Below are 16,361 nucleotides of genomic sequence, written 5' to 3' on the forward strand. Positions count from 1 at the left end.
GCCCGAGCGTCCAATAACTATAAGAAGGCGATCTCACATGAGCGTTATCCCCACACTCTGGGCGGGGGTCTTTGCTGCGTCTCTGGCGCTGACCTCGGTACCTGCTGCTTTAGCGAAAACCCCGGCGGATCAGTTGATCGTCGGTATGAGCATGATCAACCTGCTGTCCCTCGACCCGGCGGCGGCCACCGGGCTGGATGTGTCCGAGGTCAATGCCAACCTCTACGACATGCTGCTGGTGCAGGACGTGCGTCAGCCGGACCGGCTGCTGCCAGCGCTGGCAGAAAGCTGGCAGGTCAGCGATGACCGCAAGACCCTCACGTTCAACCTGCGCCAGGGCGTAACGTTCCAGTCCGGTAACCCGCTAAGTGCCGAGGATGTCGCCTGGTCGCTGCAGCGCGTACTCAAACTTAACCTGGCCTTGGCGTCGACCTGGAAGGCCTACGGGTTTTCTGCGGGCAATGTCGATCAGCACATGCGCGCTGTTGATGACTCAACCTTCGTCATCGAGCTACCGCGGCCGACTGACCCGTTGCTGGTGCTGAATACCCTGGCAACTTCGCCCAGCGCATTCATCCTCGACCGCAAGGTGGTGCAGCAGCACCAGAAGGGCGATGACATGGGCAGTGCCTGGCTGGCCACCCACGCGGCTGGTAGCGGGCCGTTCGTGCTCAAGGAGTGGCGCGCCAACGATGTCATCCTGATGAACCGTTTTGACGGGTACTGGGGTGGCCCAGCCAAGCTCAAACGCATCGTCATGCGCAACATGACCGAGTCGCAGTCACTGCGGTTGATGGTGGAGCGGGGCGACCTGGACCTGGCCAAGGGCATGTCCGCGCCAGACATCGAGGCGCTGGAGAAGTCTGACAACGTTCGTACCCAGACCGTGCAGCGCGGAACGTTGTACTACGTTGCCCTGAGCGTGAAGAGCAAACCCTACGACGATGTGCGCGTACGCCGGGCGGTTCGTTCGCTGATCGACTATCAAGGCATCAACCAGACCGTGATGCCGCACTATGGCCAGCTCAATCAGCGCCCGCTACCGCTTGGCCTGCCAGCAAGGCTGGATGATCCGGGCTATGCCCTGAACGTGGCCGAAGCGAAAAAACTGCTGGCCGAAGCGGGCTACCCCGAGGGCTTCAAGACCACCATCCGCGTGCTCACCGAGCCACCTTTCATCAACATTGCGTCCAGCCTGCAGTCGACCTTGGCCCAGGCCGGTATCAAGGCCACCATCGTCACCGGTACCGGCAACCAGATCTACGGTGCCATGCGTGAGCGCAGCTTCGACATCCTGGTCGGGCGCGGCGGCGGTGGTGCTGAACGGCATCCGCATTCAAGCCTGCGCACCCTGGTGTACAACCCGGACAACCGCGACGAAGCCAAGCTGAGCAACTTCCAGGGCTGGCGTACCTCGTTCTACAGCCCCGAGCTGAACAACCTGATCGAGCAGGCGGAAGTCGAACCCGACAAGGCGCAGCAACTGGCCCAGTACCAGCAAATCCAGAAAACCCTGGACGAGCAGGTGGGGGCCATCCTGCCTGTGTCGCAGATGACCGACACCGTGGTGCTCTACCACGATGTGCAGGACTACCAAGGCCATACCGCGGCCACCACCCGTTACAAAGACGTCTACAAGTCGCGCTGAGGTCAAGCCTGCGTGATTGGTGATTGCTTTTTCAGGAGCCTGTTATGTTTGCTTCGACTGCCTCTGTAATGGGTGCCCGTGTATCGGGTACTGCCCGCCGGGCCAGCACGGTGCTGGTGACCTTGCTTGGCCTGCTGGCGCTGACGTTCTTCATCGGCCGGGTCATGCCGCTGGACCCCGTGCTGGCGGTAGTTGGCCCGGATGCCGACAGCTCCACCTACGACCAGGTATACCGGGCGATGGGCCTGGACAAACCGATCTGGGCCCAGTTCGGGCTGTACTTGAACGACTTGCTGCACGGTGATTTCGGCAATGCACTGCTCACCGGTCACCCGGTACTCGATGACATCAAGCGGGTGTTCCCGGCCACCATCGAGCTGGCAACGCTGGCCATTCTGTTTGGCGTGCTGATCGGTCTGCCACTGGGCGTGGTGGCTGCCAGCAATCAGGGGCGGGTCGGCGACCATGTCGCACGGGTCATTACCTTGTTCGGCTATTCCACGCCTATTTTCTGGGTCGGCATGATGGGCCTGCTGGTGTTCTACGCCTGGCTGGGTTGGGCGGGTGGCGCAGGGCGCATCGACCTGGCCTATGACGGCATGGTCGATGAGGTTACCGGCCTGCTGCTGATCGACACGGCGCTGGCGCGTGACTGGGAGGCCTTCACCAGCGCGTTGCGCCATATCGTTCTGCCGGCGTTGATCCTGGGCCTGAACTCGGTGGCCTACATCAGCCGCATGACCCGTAGCTTCATGCTCGAGCAACTGTCGCAGGAATACATCATCACTGCCAGGGTCAAGGGGCTGTCGCGGCGCCAGGTGGTCTGGAACCACGCGTTCCGCAATATCCTCGTGCAGTTGCTCACGGTGGTCGCCCTGGCCTATGGCTCGTTGCTGGAGGGGGCGGTGCTGATCGAAACCGTGTTTGCCTGGCCTGGCTTCGGCCAATACCTCACCAGCAGCCTGATGCTCGGTGACATGAATGCAGTGATGGGCTGCGTGTTGATCATCGGCCTGATTTTCGTTGCGCTCAACCTGATAAGCGACGCCCTGTACAAGGTGTTCGACCCAAGGACCCGCTAATTCCCGCTCAGCGTGAACACATTGAATAACTATAAAAAAGGATGCGCCATGAAGACTGTATTCCCGCCGCTGCGTATGGCTTTGCTGGGCGCAGCGCTGCTGCTCGGCCCGCTCGCTGTGGTGCAGGCGAAAACCCCTGGCGACCAGTTGATCGTCGGCATGAGCATGGTCAACCTGTTCTCCATCGACCCGGCCAACGCGCCCGGCCTGGATGCCTCTGGCATCAATGCCAACCTTTACGACACGCTCATCAAGCGCGACCAGGGCAACCCGGACAAGCACCTGCCACAACTGGCTGAACGCTGGGACGTCAGCGAAGACGGCAAGCAGATCACCTTCCACCTGCGCGGTGATGTCCTGTTCCATTCCGGCAACCCGCTCACTGCCGAAGATGTGGCCTGGTCACTGTACCGGGTGATGAAGCTCAACTATGGCCTGGCTACCACCTGGAAGGCCTACGGCTACAGTGTCGAAAACATTCAAAAGCTGATCCGTGCGACCGATAGCCATACCTTGGTGATCGACCTGCCGCAGCCGACCGACCCGTTGCTGGTGATCGACTCGCTGGCTGTGTCCCCCAGCGCTGTCGTGGTCGACCGCCAGCAAGTGCTCAAGCATGAGAAGAACGGTGACCTGGGCGCGGCCTGGCTGGTCACCAATGAGGCAGGCAGCGGGCCGTTCACCCTGACCAAGTGGAGCGCCAACGATGCGCTGGTGATGACCCGTTTCGACGGGTACTGGGCAGGCCCGGCGAAGATGAAGCGAGTGCTGGTCCGCCACATGACCGAGTCGCAGTCACTGCGCCTGATGCTCGAACGCGGTGACCTGGACCTGGCCTACGGTATGGCTGCGCCGGATATCAAGGCCATCGAGAGTTCCGACACACTCCAGGTGCAAGCGTTGCAGCGCGGCACCCTGTACTACGTGGCGATGAGCATGAAGCAGCCGGAGTTTGCCAACCGCAAAGTCCGCGAAGCGGTGCGTAACCTGATCGACTACCAGGGCCTGGACCAGCAGGTGATGCCGCATTACGGCAAGCTCAACCAGCAGCCGATGCAGCTTGGGCTCGAGGCCCGGTTGCCCGACCCGGGCTACAAGCTGGATGTCGCCAAAGCCAAGGCACTGCTGGCAGAGGCGGGCTACCCACAAGGTTTCAATACAACCATTCGCACGCTGTCCGAACCTCCCTTCATTGATATCGCTGCACGTATGCAGTCGACCCTGGCTGAAGGTGGCATCAAGGCCACTATCGTCACCGGTACCGGCAACCAGGTGTATGGCGCCATGCGCGCGCGCAACTTTGAGATGATCGTGGCGCGGGGCGCCGAGCGTTATCCGCACCCGTATTTCAGCCTGCGCACCTTCGTCTACAACCCCGACAACAGTGACAGTGCTGGCCTGCCCAACTTCCAGGGCTGGCGAGCGTCGTTCTTCAGCCCCCCGCTGAATGACCTGATCGACCGGGTGGGGGGCGAGCGCGATGCGGCCAAACGCCTGGCCATGTACCAGCAGGCGCAGAAACTGTACGACGACGAGGTGGGGCCGATCATGATGATTTCGCAGATGACCGACACCGCCGTAAGCGCAGCCGACGTCAAGGGTTTCACTGGCGACGACGCCGAAGCCACCCGCTACCTGGGCGTCTACAAGCAACGTTGAGTACCGTCCGGGGGCTCACGGGTACCCCGAGCGGCCATGACTCCACATCGAGAACTTGCCGATGATTGCCAACATATCTTCTACCGAATCTACCGCCAAGCGGCAGGCCGATGCCCCGGCGTCCAGCCTTGAGGCCCTTGGCAAAAGCAGCCTGCGGGTGTTGCGCCTGCTGGTCCGCAACCCTATGACCCTGGCGGGCTTGCTGGTGGCCTTGCTGCTGGTCGTGGTAGCGGCGTTCGCGCCGTGGATCGCCACCCACGACCCGGTCATCCAGAACCTCGCCAACGCCTTGCAGGCACCCAGTGCCGCGCACTGGTTCGGTACCGACGAATACGGCCGGGATATCTTTAGCCGGCTGGTCTATGGCGCGCGTATCACCCTCTACATCATCGCCCTGGTGACGGTCATCGTCGGCCCGATCGGCCTGTTCATCGGCACGGTATCGGGCTACTTCGGCGGCATTGTCGATACCGTGTTCATGCGCGTCACCGACATTTTCATTTCGTTCCCCAGCCTGGTGCTGGCGCTGGCCTTCATCGCCGCATTGGGCCCTGGCCTTGAGCATGCGGTGGTGGCTATTGCGTTAACCTCCTGGCCACCGATCGCACGGCTGGCCCGGGCCGAAACCCTGTCGCTGCGCAAGGCCGACTTCGTGGTGGCGGTCGAACTGCAGGGCGCGTCTTCGACACGCATCATCCTGCGCCATATCGTGCCGATGTGCCTGTCGTCGGTGATCATCCGCCTGACCATGAACATGGCCGGCATCATCCTTACCGCGGCGGCGCTGGGCTTCCTCGGGCTAGGGGCGCAGGCGCCTTTGCCGGAGTGGGGGGCGATGATCTCCACGGGGAGGCGCTACATGCTCGAGTGCTGGTGGCTGGTAGCCGTACCCGGTGCGGCAATCATGCTGGTGAGCCTGGCGTTCAACCTGCTGGGCGATGGCCTGCGGGACATTCTCGACCCGCGTAGCGAGTAACCGGAGGCTTTATGTCAGCAGTCAAACTCAATGTCGAATCGCTCAATGTGCGCTTCGTCAACGGCAAGAAAGTGATGCACGCGGTGCGTGATGTGTCCTTCACCCTGGGCCGGGAAAAGCTCGCCATCGTGGGTGAGTCCGGTTCGGGCAAGTCCACCGTGGGCCGCAGCTTGCTCAAGCTGCACCCCGGCAGCGCGCAGATCACCGCAAAGGCCCTGCAGTTCGGCGATGTCGACCTGCTCAGTGCCAGCGAAAAGACCATGCAGAAAATTCGCGGCCAGCGCATCTCGATGATCATGCAAGACCCCAAGTATTCGCTCAACCCGGTGGTGCGGGTGGGTGACCAGATTGCCGAGGCGTACCTGGCGCACCACAAGGCCAGCCGCAACGACGCCCGTGAGCGGGTGCTGCAGATGCTCGACAAGGTGCATATCCGCGACCCGAAGCGCGTCTACGATCTTTATCCGCATGAGGTCAGCGGCGGCATGGGCCAGCGCATCATGATCGCGATGATGGTCATCACCAGCCCGGAAGTGATCATCGCTGACGAGCCGACCTCGGCGCTGGATGTTTCGGTGCGACAGCAGGTGCTCAACGTGCTCGAAGAGCTTGTGGTGGAGCAGCAGATGGGGCTGATCTTCGTTAGCCACGACCTGAACCTGGTGCGCAATTACTGTGACCGGGTGCTGGTGATGTATGCCGGGCGCGTGGTGGAGTCGCTGGCTGCCAGTGACCTGCACCGTGCCGAACATCCCTACACCCGAGGCCTGCTGGCCGCTTTGCCAAGCATGGACAACCGCCGCCCGCGTTTGCCCGTGTTGCAACGCGACCCACTGTGGCTCTCCTGCTGAGGTAACTGACCATGTCCATGATCCAAGCACACGCATTGAACCTTAGCTTTGGCGTTGGCGCCACGCTCAACCAGGTGCTGCACAATGTCGACCTGAGTGTCGAAGATGGCGAGTCATTTGGCCTGGTGGGGGAGTCCGGCTCTGGCAAGACCACGGTATTGCGCTGCCTGGCCGGCCAGTACCGGCACTGGAGCGGAGCCCTGAGCATTGACGGCGTGCCGTTGCAACACAAGCTCCCCAAGGAGCACTTTCGCAAGGTGCAGATGGTGTTCCAGGACCCCTATGGTTCGCTGCACCCGCGCCATACCATCGACACTGCACTGCGCGAGCCGCTGGTGATCCACGGCATGGATGAGCGCAACGATCGCATCAACGACATCCTCGTCAAGGTAGGTCTCAACGACAGCTACCGTTACCGCTACCCGCACCAGCTGTCCGGTGGCCAGCGTCAGCGCGTGGCTATCGCCCGGGCGTTGATTCTTGAGCCTAGGGTGCTGTTGCTCGATGAGCCCACGTCGGCGCTGGATGTGTCGGTGCAGGCAGAAATTCTCAACCTGTTGTCCGACCTGCGTCAGCGCGAGAAGCTCACCTACCTGATGGTGACGCACGACCTGGGTGTGGTCAGCCATCTGTGTGACAAGGTCGCGGTGATGCAGCAGGGGCGTATCGTCGAGCAACTGGACTGCCGGGCACTGAGCCAGGACCAGGCCACCCACGATTACACACGAATGCTGGTGCAAGCCAGCCGTGACTTCAGCGCAGATCGTGCCCCGGCCATGTCGGCCTGAACCCGGCAATTACAAGGAAGATAAGAAGATGCCGAATGCCAACCTTGCGCCCGCTTCGCGGGTGCGTGCTGCCGTGGTTGCCCTGGCCATGGGCAGCAGCTTGCCGCTGTGGGCCGTAGAGGCACCTGCAAAGGTCCAGGTGCCGACGCTGGCCTACGACGACCGGCAGATCATCCTGGTATGGGAAAAGCCCGCCAGCCATGCCGAGATCGTCGACTACCACGTGTACGCCAATGGCCGGTTGCTGGGTGCAAGCAACGCCAACAACGAGCAGGTGTCACCGGCCAAACCGTACATCGACCGGTTTTACGAGCAGGACCTGCACAACTTCCACCACCGCATCGCCATTCACAGCTTCACCGCCCAAGGGCTTGCCCCCGATACCGAGTACCACTTCACCGTGCGCTCGGTCGATCGCAATGGCAAGGAGTCTGCTGACAGCCCCGTGGTTGTGCAGCGAACCACGGCCATACCGGCGCTGTTCAACGTGCAGCGCTACGGTGCCAAGGGCGATGGCAAGGCGCTCGACACGGCTGCCATTCAGCGTGCCATCGATGCTTGCAGCAAGGGCTGCAAGGTGTTGCTGCCTGCCGGCACGTACAAGAGCGGGGCGCTTTACCTCAAGAGCGACATGACCCTGGAAATCGCCGAGGGCGCTACCCTGTTAGGTTCCGAGCGTGCCGAGGACTACCCGCGCCAGGGCTATATCCAGTACCCGTATTCCACCACCGTGCGTCCGGCCTCGCTGATCAATGCCTTGCCGCGCGACCCGCGTGCGCATCAGGCCTTCGAGAATATCCGCATCGTCGGCAAGGGCACCATCGACGGCAATGGCTGGAAGCGTAACCCGGATGTGCTCGACGAGCGCGGGCAAGCCTTGCCCTTCTACCTGCCCAGCGACAACAGCCGCTACATGCACGATGGCGTGCTGGCCAAGGCTCAGGTGGAGCGGGCGGTGGCCGAGGGCATGAACGTCAAGGACGCCTACGGTCAGATGCGTTCCTCGCTGATTACCCTGCGCAATGTGAAAAACGTGTTCTATGGTGGCTTCACGGTGGTCAACCCGGCCTACCACGGCATCATGAACCTGGAGACGCAGAATGTGGTGCTGGCTAACACCACGCACCGTACCTACGACGCCAACAACGGCGACGGTATCGAGTTTGCCAACAGCCGCGGCGCCCTGGTGTTCAACAACTTCTTCGACACCGGAGACGACTGCGTCAACTTCGCCGCCGGCACCGGGGCGGATGCGGTCCACCAGAAGGCGCAGGAGGAGGCCTGGATCTTCAACAACTATTTCCGCAAAGGCCATGGGATGGTCGTGGCGGGCAGCCATACCGGCGCGTGGATTCAGAACATCCTGGCCGAGGACAACGTCTCCGATGGCACCGATGCCGGGCTGCGCATGAAAAGCACCAACTTCATGGGCGGCGGCGCACGCCACGTCACTTTCCGTGATTCGGCCATCCGCAACACGGCAAAACAGGCCTTCATCTTCACCCTGGATTACAACGACCCGAATGCCAAGCTCGATTACAAGCGCTCGGCGGTGGCGGGGCAGTTCCGGGATATCACGGTCAGCGACGTAAGCGTTGAAAACGCCCGCACCGCTGCCATCGAGGTCAAGGGCGATAGCAGCCATGGCGCCTGGCATCAGGGCTTGGTGTTTGAACGAGTGCGCTTTCGCGGGCCAGCCCTGGTGAAGATCGATGGCCTCAAGGATTCGCGTTTCGACGGGCTTCGCTTCACCGACACCGGGGGTGCCAACCCTTGGCAGGTGCAGGGAAGCCAAGGGCTTGTCTATACGGACGTAGAGCCCGCGCCGGGGCCTCAGGCCTCGCTGTAGAATGCCTGTAGCCGTTGCGCCTCACGCAGGCGCATACGGCTGTTGCTCAGGTGCAGGTACATGGCGGCGCGCGCCGCATCCACCTGGCGGCTGGCGATGGCGTCGTAGATCTGCTGATGTTCGGCATTGATACCGGCCAGGTAGGTACTGCGGTTGCTCTGCCCGGTATAGGCAGAGTTCATGCGCGTGCGGGGGATCATCTTGGTGCCCAGGTGCTTCATGATATCGATCAGGTACTGGTTACCCGCGGCCTTGGCAATTTTCAGGTGGAACTGGAAGTCGGCGTTGGTCGTGCTGCCGGATTTTTCCGGGCCTTGCATCAGGGCTTCCAAGGCTTGCTGCAGTTCTTCGAGTGCCTGTGGCGTGGCCCGTTCGGCGGCCATGCCGGCGGCTTGCACTTCAAGGCTTAGGCGGTATTCCAGCAGGTCGAGCACATCGGACAGCAGGCTGATGGTTGCCGGCCCCACGTTGAAGCTCTCCGGTGCCGGCATGTCCAGCACGAAGGTGCCCACGCCGTGGCGGGTCTCGACCAGGCCCGCTGCCTGCATGCGCGACAACGCTTCGCGTACTACCGAGCGGCTGACGCCTTCGGTTTCGATCAGTGTGGCTTCGGTCGGCAGCTTGTCACCACGCTTGAGCGTGCCCTCACGCATGCGTTGGGCGAAGCGCTCGACCAGTGCTTCGGCCAGGCGGCGAGGCTGTTGAGGGGGGCTGGCGGTCGGGTTCGGCATTACTGTGCTCTTGTGTTGGCAGCGGGCAGTATAGTGCGTTTTGGCCCCGGGCAGCGGGTATACTCCGGGATCTTCCGCTTAGCAAAGGTTCGCCCAATGGCTTCTGCCACCCCGGAAAAACGCCTGAATCTCGCCCAGCAACTGGTGCATGACCTGTCGCAGCAGATTCTCTCGGGCGAATTGCCAGCGGGAAGCAAATTGCCCACTGAAGAAGCCGTGACCAAAGCGCGTGGCGTAAGCCGTACCGTGGTGCGCGAAGCCATGTCACGGTTGCAGGCCGAAGGCCTGGTAGAAACCCGTCGTGGTATCGGCACCTTCGTTGTAGACGCCATCCCGGCAGGTGACTTCCAGAGTGCCAACCCTGTAATGGGGGGCGCATACAACGAGGTGGCGATCATCGAGCTGCGGCTTTGCCTTGAAGTCGAGGCGGCTGCCATTGCTGCCCAGCGTGCCACCCCAGAGCAACTGGCTGCCATGCGGGCGGCGCTGGATGGGAGTGTCGCTACGCAGTCTGCACCCTGCATGCGTACCGACTTCGAGTTTCACCTGCAGATAGCCCAATGCACGGGCAACAGCTTTTTCATCGACACCATGACCCATCTTGGGCATACCTTGTTGGCTGCGGCCCAGCAAGCAGTGCCAGGTGGCGATGCCGAGCAACGGGCACTGGAGGCGCGGGAGCGTGAGCAAGTGCATGCCGCGATTACCCGCAAGGATGCCGGTGCTGCCCGCGCTGCCATGCGGCTGCACTTGGTCAACTGCCTGACACGTGCCCAGCGCGCGGTCAGCGAGTGTCCGAAAACAGATCGAACATCAATTGCCTGAGCCAGCGGTTGGCCGGGTCCTTGATGTACCGTCTGTGCCAGAACAGGTTGATCTCGATGTTCGGCAACTTCACGGGTGGCGGCAGTAAGCGATGATTTGCAGGGCGACCTGAACCGTGCCCGGCAGCTGGCGGGGCAGGCGCAGGCTGCTTGATGGCTTGGGGCGGTGGCTGACCTCACAGCGCATCCCGCGCCTTGCCCCGATAAACCCGCAGCACATCCGCCATCACCGCCAGCGCGATCTCCGCTGGCGCCTTGCTGCCCAGGTCCAGCCCAATAGGCATGTGCAGCCGTTCTATCTGCTTGTCGGTCAGCCCGCCAATCCGCTGCAGCCGCTCGGCGCGACGGGCTGACGTGGCCGCCGAACCCATGGCGCCTATATAGAACGCTGGGGTATTCACCGCCTCCATCAATGCCAGGTCATCGATTTTCGGATCATGCGTCAGCGCCACAATGGCGGTAGCCGCATGGCAACCACCCGCAGCAATGAACAGAGAAGGCAGCACCCGATGCATCTGTGCGCCCTCGATTACGACGTGCGCCATCTCCTCGCGCGGGTCGCAGGCGATGACCTCGCAGCCCAGTCGAAAAAGCCGCGCAATGGCTCAATGTCTGTGGCAGTGTTGGGTATCTGGCCAGCCCCACAGGGACCGACATGCAAACTCGCAAAACCGGTGTTCGCGCCCAGCAGGCCGACCGCACCCGGGACAATATTCTCAAGGCCGCAGTGAGGGTCTTCAGCAAGGAAGGCTTCACTGGGGGGCGCATCGAGCAGATCTCCACACTGGCCAAGTCCAACGACCGGATGATCTATTACTACTTCGGCAGCAAGGAAAAGCTGTTCATCAGTGTGCTGGAGCACATCTATGCCAGCTTCAACCAGGCCGAAGCGAAGCTGCGCCTCGACCTCGCCGACCCTGAGCAGGCCCTGCGCGAACTGGTGGCATTCATCTGGGACTATTATGTGCGCCACCCCGAATTCGTCACCATCCTCGCCACCGAAAACCTTCACCAGGGCTTGCACGCGCGCAAGTCGCAAAACCTCAGGGCGCTGTCCGGCGAGGCGGTCGGCGTGCTGCGGCCGATCATCGAGGCCGGACAAGTAAAGGGCCTGTTCCGCGACGATATCTGCATTACCCACGCCTACCTGATGATTGCCTCGCTCTGCTACTTCTATAACTCCAACCGCCATACGCTCAGCTCGTTCCTGGCCGTGGACCTGGCCGACAAGCAGGCCAAGGCCGATTGGCTGGCCTTCATCAGTGACCTTGCGCTGCGCGGCTTGCGCCGCTGAGCCTCAGTGGCTGCCAGGGTTGGCGCGTACCTGCGCAGCCTTGGACGCCAGCCCTTGCCAGGCCGGTTTGTCGGCGGCAAAACGATGGCGCAGGTAGGCCGCGAGGTCGGCTACCTGGCGGTCCGACAGGCTGTCCTTGAAACCGGGCATGTAGCCCAGGTCGCGGGTTGCCGGGGTCGGAATGCCGTGCAGCACCACGCGCAGCAGGTTGTCCGGCAGGTCACTATGGACGTTGCTGTTGACTGCCATCGACGGGCTGACGCCAAACAGCTTCGGCCCCAGCCCATCACTGTGGCAGGCCAGGCACGCACCTTTGAATACCCGCTCGCCGTTGCTCAGCGACACGTGCGTGTCCACCTGGGGCGCGGCATTGGCGGCCAGTGCCTGCGGCTCGCCCTCCAGGGAACTGAGGTAGTGGGCGATGGCGCGCACGTCGCTTTTTGGCAGGGTGGCAAGCTCACTGACCACCGGGCCCATGGGGCCGGCCGCCACGCCATGTTTTTCGGAGAAGCCAGTGCTGAGGTAGTTGAACAACTCGTCTTCGCTCCACGGCGTCGATGACTTGCCCAGGGCATTCAAGGCGGGGGCCTCCCAGCCATCGACCATGCCGCCAGCAAGGTAGCTGCTACCGCCTTTTTCTGCGCCCATCAGGTTGCGCGGCGAATGGCAGGCCGTGCAGTGGCCCAGGCCGTCGACCAGGTAGGCACCGCGGTTCCACTGCGCGCTGCGCTGCGGGTCGGGCTGGTATTCGCCGCGTTGCAGAAACAGCGCATTCCAACCGGCCATCAGCGGCCGCTGGTTGAACGGGAAGCGCATCTGGTTGGCGGGCGCTTCCTGGCGTACCGGGGTTTGCGACATCAGGTAGGCATACAGCGCTTGCAGGTCGGCGTCGTTGATGTTGCGAAACGAGGTGTAGGGAAACGCCGGGTACAGGTGCCGGCCATCGCGGCTGATACCTTCGCGCATGGCCCGCTCGAAGGCAGCGAAGGACCAGCGGCCGATACCGGTTTCTGGGTCGGGGGTAATATTGGTGCTGTACAACGTGCCAAAAGGCGTATCCATTGCCAGCCCCCCGGCATTGACCTTGCCGCCGCCGACCGTATGGCACACGGCGCAGTCGCCGGCCGCCGCCACCTGGCGCCCGCGCTCGAGCATGGCGGCGCTCCAGCTGCCGACGCCAGGTGGCGTTACCGGGGCGATTTCGGCGCGCCAGGGCAAGGCGGTGGCAAGCATGCCCAATGCGGCGCCGAACACCCCGGCCAGCGAGCCGAACCACCACTTCGAACGCTTGGTTGACGGCTGCGCTGGCGCGGGTGCATCTGGCCCTTGGCCTTCGCCACCGAGCGCAGCGCGCACGCGTTCGGCAGTGATCGGCAGCTCGCGAAAACGAATGCCGGTGGCGTCGAAAATGGCATTGGCGATGGCCGCTGCGCTGGGTACCGAGGCTGACTCGCCACTGCCCATTGGCGGCTCGTGCTGGCGCGGCAGCATCATTACGTCGATAGCTGGCACCTCGGGGAAGGTCAGGATCGGGTAGCCGCCCCATTCCTTGCTCGCCACCGTCGACTCTTCGAAGCTGACCTGCTCCTTGAGCGCCCGGCTGGTGGACTGGATGACGTTGCCGTGGATCTGGTGACGCACGCCCTCGGGGTTGACCATCATGCCGGCATCGTGGCCGATCACCACGCGAGTGACGGCCACTTCGCCTGTGCGCCGGTCGACTGCGACATCAGCCACCCAGGCTGCCCAGGCCGCGCCGAAGCCGGGGAATTTACTGTGGATATAGCGCGCATAGGCAAAACCCCGGCCGCGCAGCACATCACCTTCGGCCTGTGTCTGCATGGGCCGGGTATGTGGCTGCCATTGCGCGCGTTCAGCGGTGGCTTTGACCAGGTCGATGGCGCGCGGGTCGGACAGGTGCTTGAGGCGATATTCGACCGGGTCGACGCCAGCGGCGAAGGCCAGCTCATCAATGTACGACTCGTGGGCGAAGCTGTTGGGCATGGCCGACACACCCCGCATCCATGAGGCACGCACCAGTGGCGTCATGTCATTGATGGTGACGCGCATGTGTTCGTAATCGTAAGGCGGGATCGACGTGCGATCGCCCATCTCGAACAGCGCCGGCACCGGTTCCACGGCACCGGTCAGCAGCAGGGCCAGGGTGGGCGCGCCATTGGACGGGTAGCTGGTCTGGAAGTCATAGGCGGCCACGCTGCCATCGGCGTTCAGGCCACCGTCGATTTCCATCAACTGCGCGGTGCCCTTGGGCTCCCACACGTGTTCCTGTTCGCGGGTCAGCTGCACCCGCACCGGGCGCTGCACCGCACGCGACAGCAGCACCGCGTCGGCGCACACGTCATCGGCGCAGTTGCGACCATAACAGCCGGCTGCCTCCATGCGAATGATCTCGATGCGTGCTTCGTCGCACGCCAGCAGCCAGGCCAGGTCTGCGCGCAGCAGGTGCGGGTTCTGCGTACCTGACCACACGCGGATCTGCCCTGCGGTGAAGTCGGCCAGCGCACATGATGGGCCGATCGATGCGTGCAGCTGGTACGGCCACAGGTAGCTGCGGCTCAGGCGCTGGCTGGCATTGGCGATGCCGCTGTCGACATCGCCCTGGTCCAGCACGGTGCGCTGCACGCGCGGGTTGTCGCGGATGGCCTGGGCGACATCGCTAAGGTCAGGCAGCTTGCCTGTGAATGGCTTCCAGCTGATTTTCAGCTCATGGGCTGCACGGATGGCTTGCTCTTCGCGCTCTGCCACCACGCCGACGAAGTCGCGGATGACCACCACGGCGACCACGCCGGGTAGATGGGCGATGGAGGATTCATCCACCGCCAGCAGGCTGTTGCCGACAAAGTCGCCGCTGTCATGGCCGGCATAGGGCGGGCGGATGACCCGACCGTGAAGCATGTCGGGCAGGCGCATGTCGTGCACATAGGTCAGCTCGCCGGTGGCCTTGCCAGGGATGTCTACCCGTGCGGCGCTACGCCCGACCAGGCGGTAGTCCTCGATGGCCTTGAGCGGGGCGTCGTCGGCAATGTGCAGCCGGAGGTTCTCACCTTGCACCAGTTCGGCAAAGCTCAGCGTGCTGCCGTTACTGGCGATAACCGTGCCGTCTTCAATGCGCAGCATTTCGGGCGGGCAGCCAAGGCGTAGGGCGGCCTGTTGCAACAGATAGCGTCGCGCTGTGGCTGCGGCCTTGCGCAGCGGTACCGCGGAAATCTGCAGGGTGGCGCTGGCAATGGTCGCGCCCTGGTTGGGTGCCCGCTCGGTGTCGCCCAGCACCATGTGCACCTGGTCCATGCGCACGTCCAGCTCTTCGGCGACGATCTGCGCCAGCGAGGTGCGGATACCAGTGCCCAGGTCGACATGGCCATTGAAGGCGTAGACCATGCCGTCGTCGCTGACCGCGATGAACAGCGCCAGCTCACGTTCCTTGACTGCAGGTGTCACGCCCTTGGCCACAGGGCCTGAGGGTGGGGTGATCTGGTCGACGATCAGCAACACGCCGGTCTTGGCCAGCAGTTGGTCGCGGCTGGGCACCTGTTGTGAGTGGTTCATGGCTTTCTCCGGGTCTCGGCAGCGCGGCGCACGGCGCGCAGGATTTCGACGTGGGTGCCGCAGCGGCACAGGTTGCCGGACAGCTCATTGCGAATCTGTTCGTCGCTGGGCTCGGGAATGCGATCGAGCAGGGCCTTGGCGGTCATGATCATGCCGTTCATGCAGTAACCACACTGGGCCGCTTGCTCGTCGATGAACGCCTGTTGCACCGGGTGCGGCGCGGCCTTGCAGCCCAGCCCTTCGAGGGTGGTGATATCGCGGCCGGCGGCGCCGGCCAAGGGGATGACGCAGGAGCGGGCGGCCACGCCATCGATGATCACCGTACACGCCCCACACTCGCCCAGGCCGCAGCCGTACTTGGGGCCGTTCAGGCACAGGTCGTTGCGCAGGATCAGCAGCAGCGGGGTGTCAGGCATGGCGCTGACTTCGACGGGCTGGCCGTTGACCTGCAGGGAGATGGTTGTTTGCATTATTGGCTCATCTCTGGAGGTTGCTTGCGCTACCAAAGGACTCAAATGACGCGAGCGTTTCGGTAAGTACTCACTACATGAAATGAGTGAGCAAGAAGCAGGCCAGGGATGAATTTGCAGAGCGCTGTGGTGGGGGGCAGGGAGGAAGATTGTCGGCGTCTGGGAAATCGAGCGCCGCCCGCGCGGCGCATCGCGCTGTGCCGAACCCCCGATGCGTGTGTGTAGGAGCGGGTTTACCCGCGAATACGGTAGCGGCGGCAACGGTGATCGGCGGGTGGAGATTGGCCAGCAGGCCCGGCCCATTCGCGGGTAAACCCGCTCCTACGACGACCTTTACCCAACCACCGATGTGTGTGTAGGAGCGGGTTTACCCGCGAATACGGTGGCGACGGCAACGGTGAACGGCAAGTGTAAATTGGCCAGCAGGCCCGGCCCATTCGCGGGTGAACCCGCGCCTACGACGACCTGTGCCCAACCACCGATGTGTGTGTAGGAGCGGGTTTACCCGCGAATACGGTGGCGACGGCAACGGTGAACGGCAAGTGTAAATTGGCCAGCAGGCCCGGCCCATTCGCGGGTGAACCCGCGTCTACGACGGCCTGCGCCCAACCCCCGATGCGTG

12 protein-coding genes and 2 pseudogenes are annotated in these 16,361 nt (G+C 63.1%); 9 read left to right on the top strand and 5 right to left on the bottom strand.

What is annotated here, in order from left to right; genetic code table 11:
* The first annotated feature begins 37 nt into the window (after nt 1-37).
* The 7 genes from REH59_RS10285 to REH59_RS10315 all read left to right on the top strand — a co-directional run bounded on the left by REH59_RS10285 (nt 38) and on the right by REH59_RS10315 (nt 8,853).
* Entirely contained in the window at nt 38-1,648 is a 1,611-nt protein-coding gene (locus REH59_RS10285; RefSeq protein ID WP_014860161.1) for an ABC transporter substrate-binding protein, read from the top strand.
* Nucleotides 1,649-1,716: 68 nt separating this feature from the next.
* Nucleotides 1,717-2,730 (top strand): ABC transporter permease, encoded by a 1,014-nt coding sequence (locus tag REH59_RS10290; RefSeq protein ID WP_017148229.1) that lies wholly within the window; start codon nt 1,717-1,719, stop codon nt 2,728-2,730.
* A gap of 48 nt (nt 2,731-2,778) precedes the next feature.
* On the top strand, nt 2,779-4,389 hold the full coding sequence (locus REH59_RS10295; protein ID WP_014860164.1) for an ABC transporter substrate-binding protein: 1,611 nt from the start codon (nt 2,779-2,781) through the stop codon (nt 4,387-4,389).
* 61 nt (nt 4,390-4,450) lie between these two features.
* Nucleotides 4,451-5,365 (top strand): ABC transporter permease, encoded by a 915-nt coding sequence (locus REH59_RS10300; protein ID WP_012051864.1) that lies wholly within the window; start codon nt 4,451-4,453, stop codon nt 5,363-5,365.
* 11 nt (nt 5,366-5,376) lie between these two features.
* A complete protein-coding gene (locus REH59_RS10305; RefSeq protein ID WP_012051865.1) occupies nt 5,377-6,216 on the top strand; it encodes an ABC transporter ATP-binding protein in 840 nt (279 codons plus the stop codon).
* A gap of 11 nt (nt 6,217-6,227) precedes the next feature.
* Nucleotides 6,228-7,004: an ABC transporter ATP-binding protein gene (locus REH59_RS10310; protein ID WP_014590407.1), complete on the top strand. Its 777-nt coding sequence runs from the start codon at nt 6,228-6,230 to the stop codon at nt 7,002-7,004.
* A 28-nt stretch (nt 7,005-7,032) separates the two neighbouring features.
* The gene (locus REH59_RS10315) at nt 7,033-8,853 is read left to right on the top strand and encodes a glycosyl hydrolase family 28 protein (protein ID WP_014860165.1); all 1,821 of its coding nucleotides are present in this window, start codon (nt 7,033-7,035) and stop codon (nt 8,851-8,853) included.
* Here REH59_RS10315 and REH59_RS10320 read toward each other — a convergent pair.
* The gene (locus REH59_RS10320) at nt 8,838-9,584 is read right to left on the bottom strand and encodes a FadR/GntR family transcriptional regulator (protein WP_012051868.1); all 747 of its coding nucleotides are present in this window, start codon (nt 9,582-9,584) and stop codon (nt 8,838-8,840) included. The genes REH59_RS10315 and REH59_RS10320 overlap by 16 nt on opposite strands.
* A gap of 96 nt (nt 9,585-9,680) precedes the next feature.
* On the opposite strand from REH59_RS10320, the gene REH59_RS10325 reads away from it, so the two are divergent.
* On the top strand, nt 9,681-10,409 hold the full coding sequence (locus REH59_RS10325) for a FadR/GntR family transcriptional regulator (RefSeq protein WP_014860166.1): 729 nt from the start codon (nt 9,681-9,683) through the stop codon (nt 10,407-10,409).
* On the opposite strand, the pseudogene REH59_RS10330 reads toward REH59_RS10325, so the two are convergent.
* Nucleotides 10,369-10,494, bottom strand: a pseudogene (locus tag REH59_RS10330) (LysR family transcriptional regulator); the annotation flags it as partial. The gene REH59_RS10325 and the pseudogene REH59_RS10330 sit on opposite strands and share 41 nt — an antisense overlap.
* Before the next feature lie 90 nt (nt 10,495-10,584).
* Nucleotides 10,585-10,992 (bottom strand): annotated as a pseudogene (locus REH59_RS10335) (XdhC family protein); the annotation flags it as partial.
* A gap of 71 nt (nt 10,993-11,063) precedes the next feature.
* Here REH59_RS10335 and REH59_RS10340 point away from each other — a divergent pair.
* A complete protein-coding gene (locus tag REH59_RS10340; protein ID WP_014860169.1) occupies nt 11,064-11,702 on the top strand; it encodes a TetR family transcriptional regulator in 639 nt (212 codons plus the stop codon).
* A 3-nt stretch (nt 11,703-11,705) separates the two neighbouring features.
* On the opposite strand, the gene REH59_RS10345 is transcribed toward REH59_RS10340, so the two are convergent.
* Complete coding sequence (locus REH59_RS10345; RefSeq protein WP_014860170.1) at nt 11,706-15,269, bottom strand: molybdopterin cofactor-binding domain-containing protein; 3,564 nt, start codon at nt 15,267-15,269, stop codon at nt 11,706-11,708.
* Complete coding sequence (locus tag REH59_RS10350; protein ID WP_004577303.1) at nt 15,266-15,739, bottom strand: (2Fe-2S)-binding protein; 474 nt, start codon at nt 15,737-15,739, stop codon at nt 15,266-15,268. Before REH59_RS10350 ends, REH59_RS10345 begins: the two co-directional genes overlap by 4 nt.
* Nucleotides 15,740-16,361: the final 622 nt, after the last annotated feature.

Source organism: Pseudomonas sp. BO3-4, from assembly GCF_034044115.1.
GTDB classification, from domain to species: domain Bacteria; phylum Pseudomonadota; class Gammaproteobacteria; order Pseudomonadales; family Pseudomonadaceae; genus Aquipseudomonas; species Aquipseudomonas alloputida.

Bases quoted from the DNA above. Each gene is read 5' to 3' on its own strand.
- REH59_RS10340 (WP_014860169.1), top strand. From the start codon at position 11,064: ATGCAAACTCGCAAAACCGGTGTTCGCGCCCAGCAGGCCGACCGCACC.
- REH59_RS10320 (WP_012051868.1), bottom strand. From the start codon at position 9,584: ATGCCGAACCCGACCGCCAGCCCCCCTCAACAGCCTCGCCGCCTGGCC.
- REH59_RS10310 (WP_014590407.1), top strand. From the start codon at position 6,228: ATGTCCATGATCCAAGCACACGCATTGAACCTTAGCTTTGGCGTTGGC.
- REH59_RS10305 (WP_012051865.1), top strand. From the start codon at position 5,377: ATGTCAGCAGTCAAACTCAATGTCGAATCGCTCAATGTGCGCTTCGTC.
- REH59_RS10350 (WP_004577303.1), bottom strand. From the start codon at position 15,739: ATGCAAACAACCATCTCCCTGCAGGTCAACGGCCAGCCCGTCGAAGTC.
- REH59_RS10300 (WP_012051864.1), top strand. From the start codon at position 4,451: ATGATTGCCAACATATCTTCTACCGAATCTACCGCCAAGCGGCAGGCC.
- REH59_RS10295 (WP_014860164.1), top strand. From the start codon at position 2,779: ATGAAGACTGTATTCCCGCCGCTGCGTATGGCTTTGCTGGGCGCAGCG.
- REH59_RS10315 (WP_014860165.1), top strand. From the start codon at position 7,033: ATGCCGAATGCCAACCTTGCGCCCGCTTCGCGGGTGCGTGCTGCCGTG.
- REH59_RS10290 (WP_017148229.1), top strand. From the start codon at position 1,717: ATGGGTGCCCGTGTATCGGGTACTGCCCGCCGGGCCAGCACGGTGCTG.
- REH59_RS10345 (WP_014860170.1), bottom strand. From the start codon at position 15,269: ATGAACCACTCACAACAGGTGCCCAGCCGCGACCAACTGCTGGCCAAG.
- REH59_RS10325 (WP_014860166.1), top strand. From the start codon at position 9,681: ATGGCTTCTGCCACCCCGGAAAAACGCCTGAATCTCGCCCAGCAACTG.
- REH59_RS10285 (WP_014860161.1), top strand. From the start codon at position 38: ATGAGCGTTATCCCCACACTCTGGGCGGGGGTCTTTGCTGCGTCTCTG.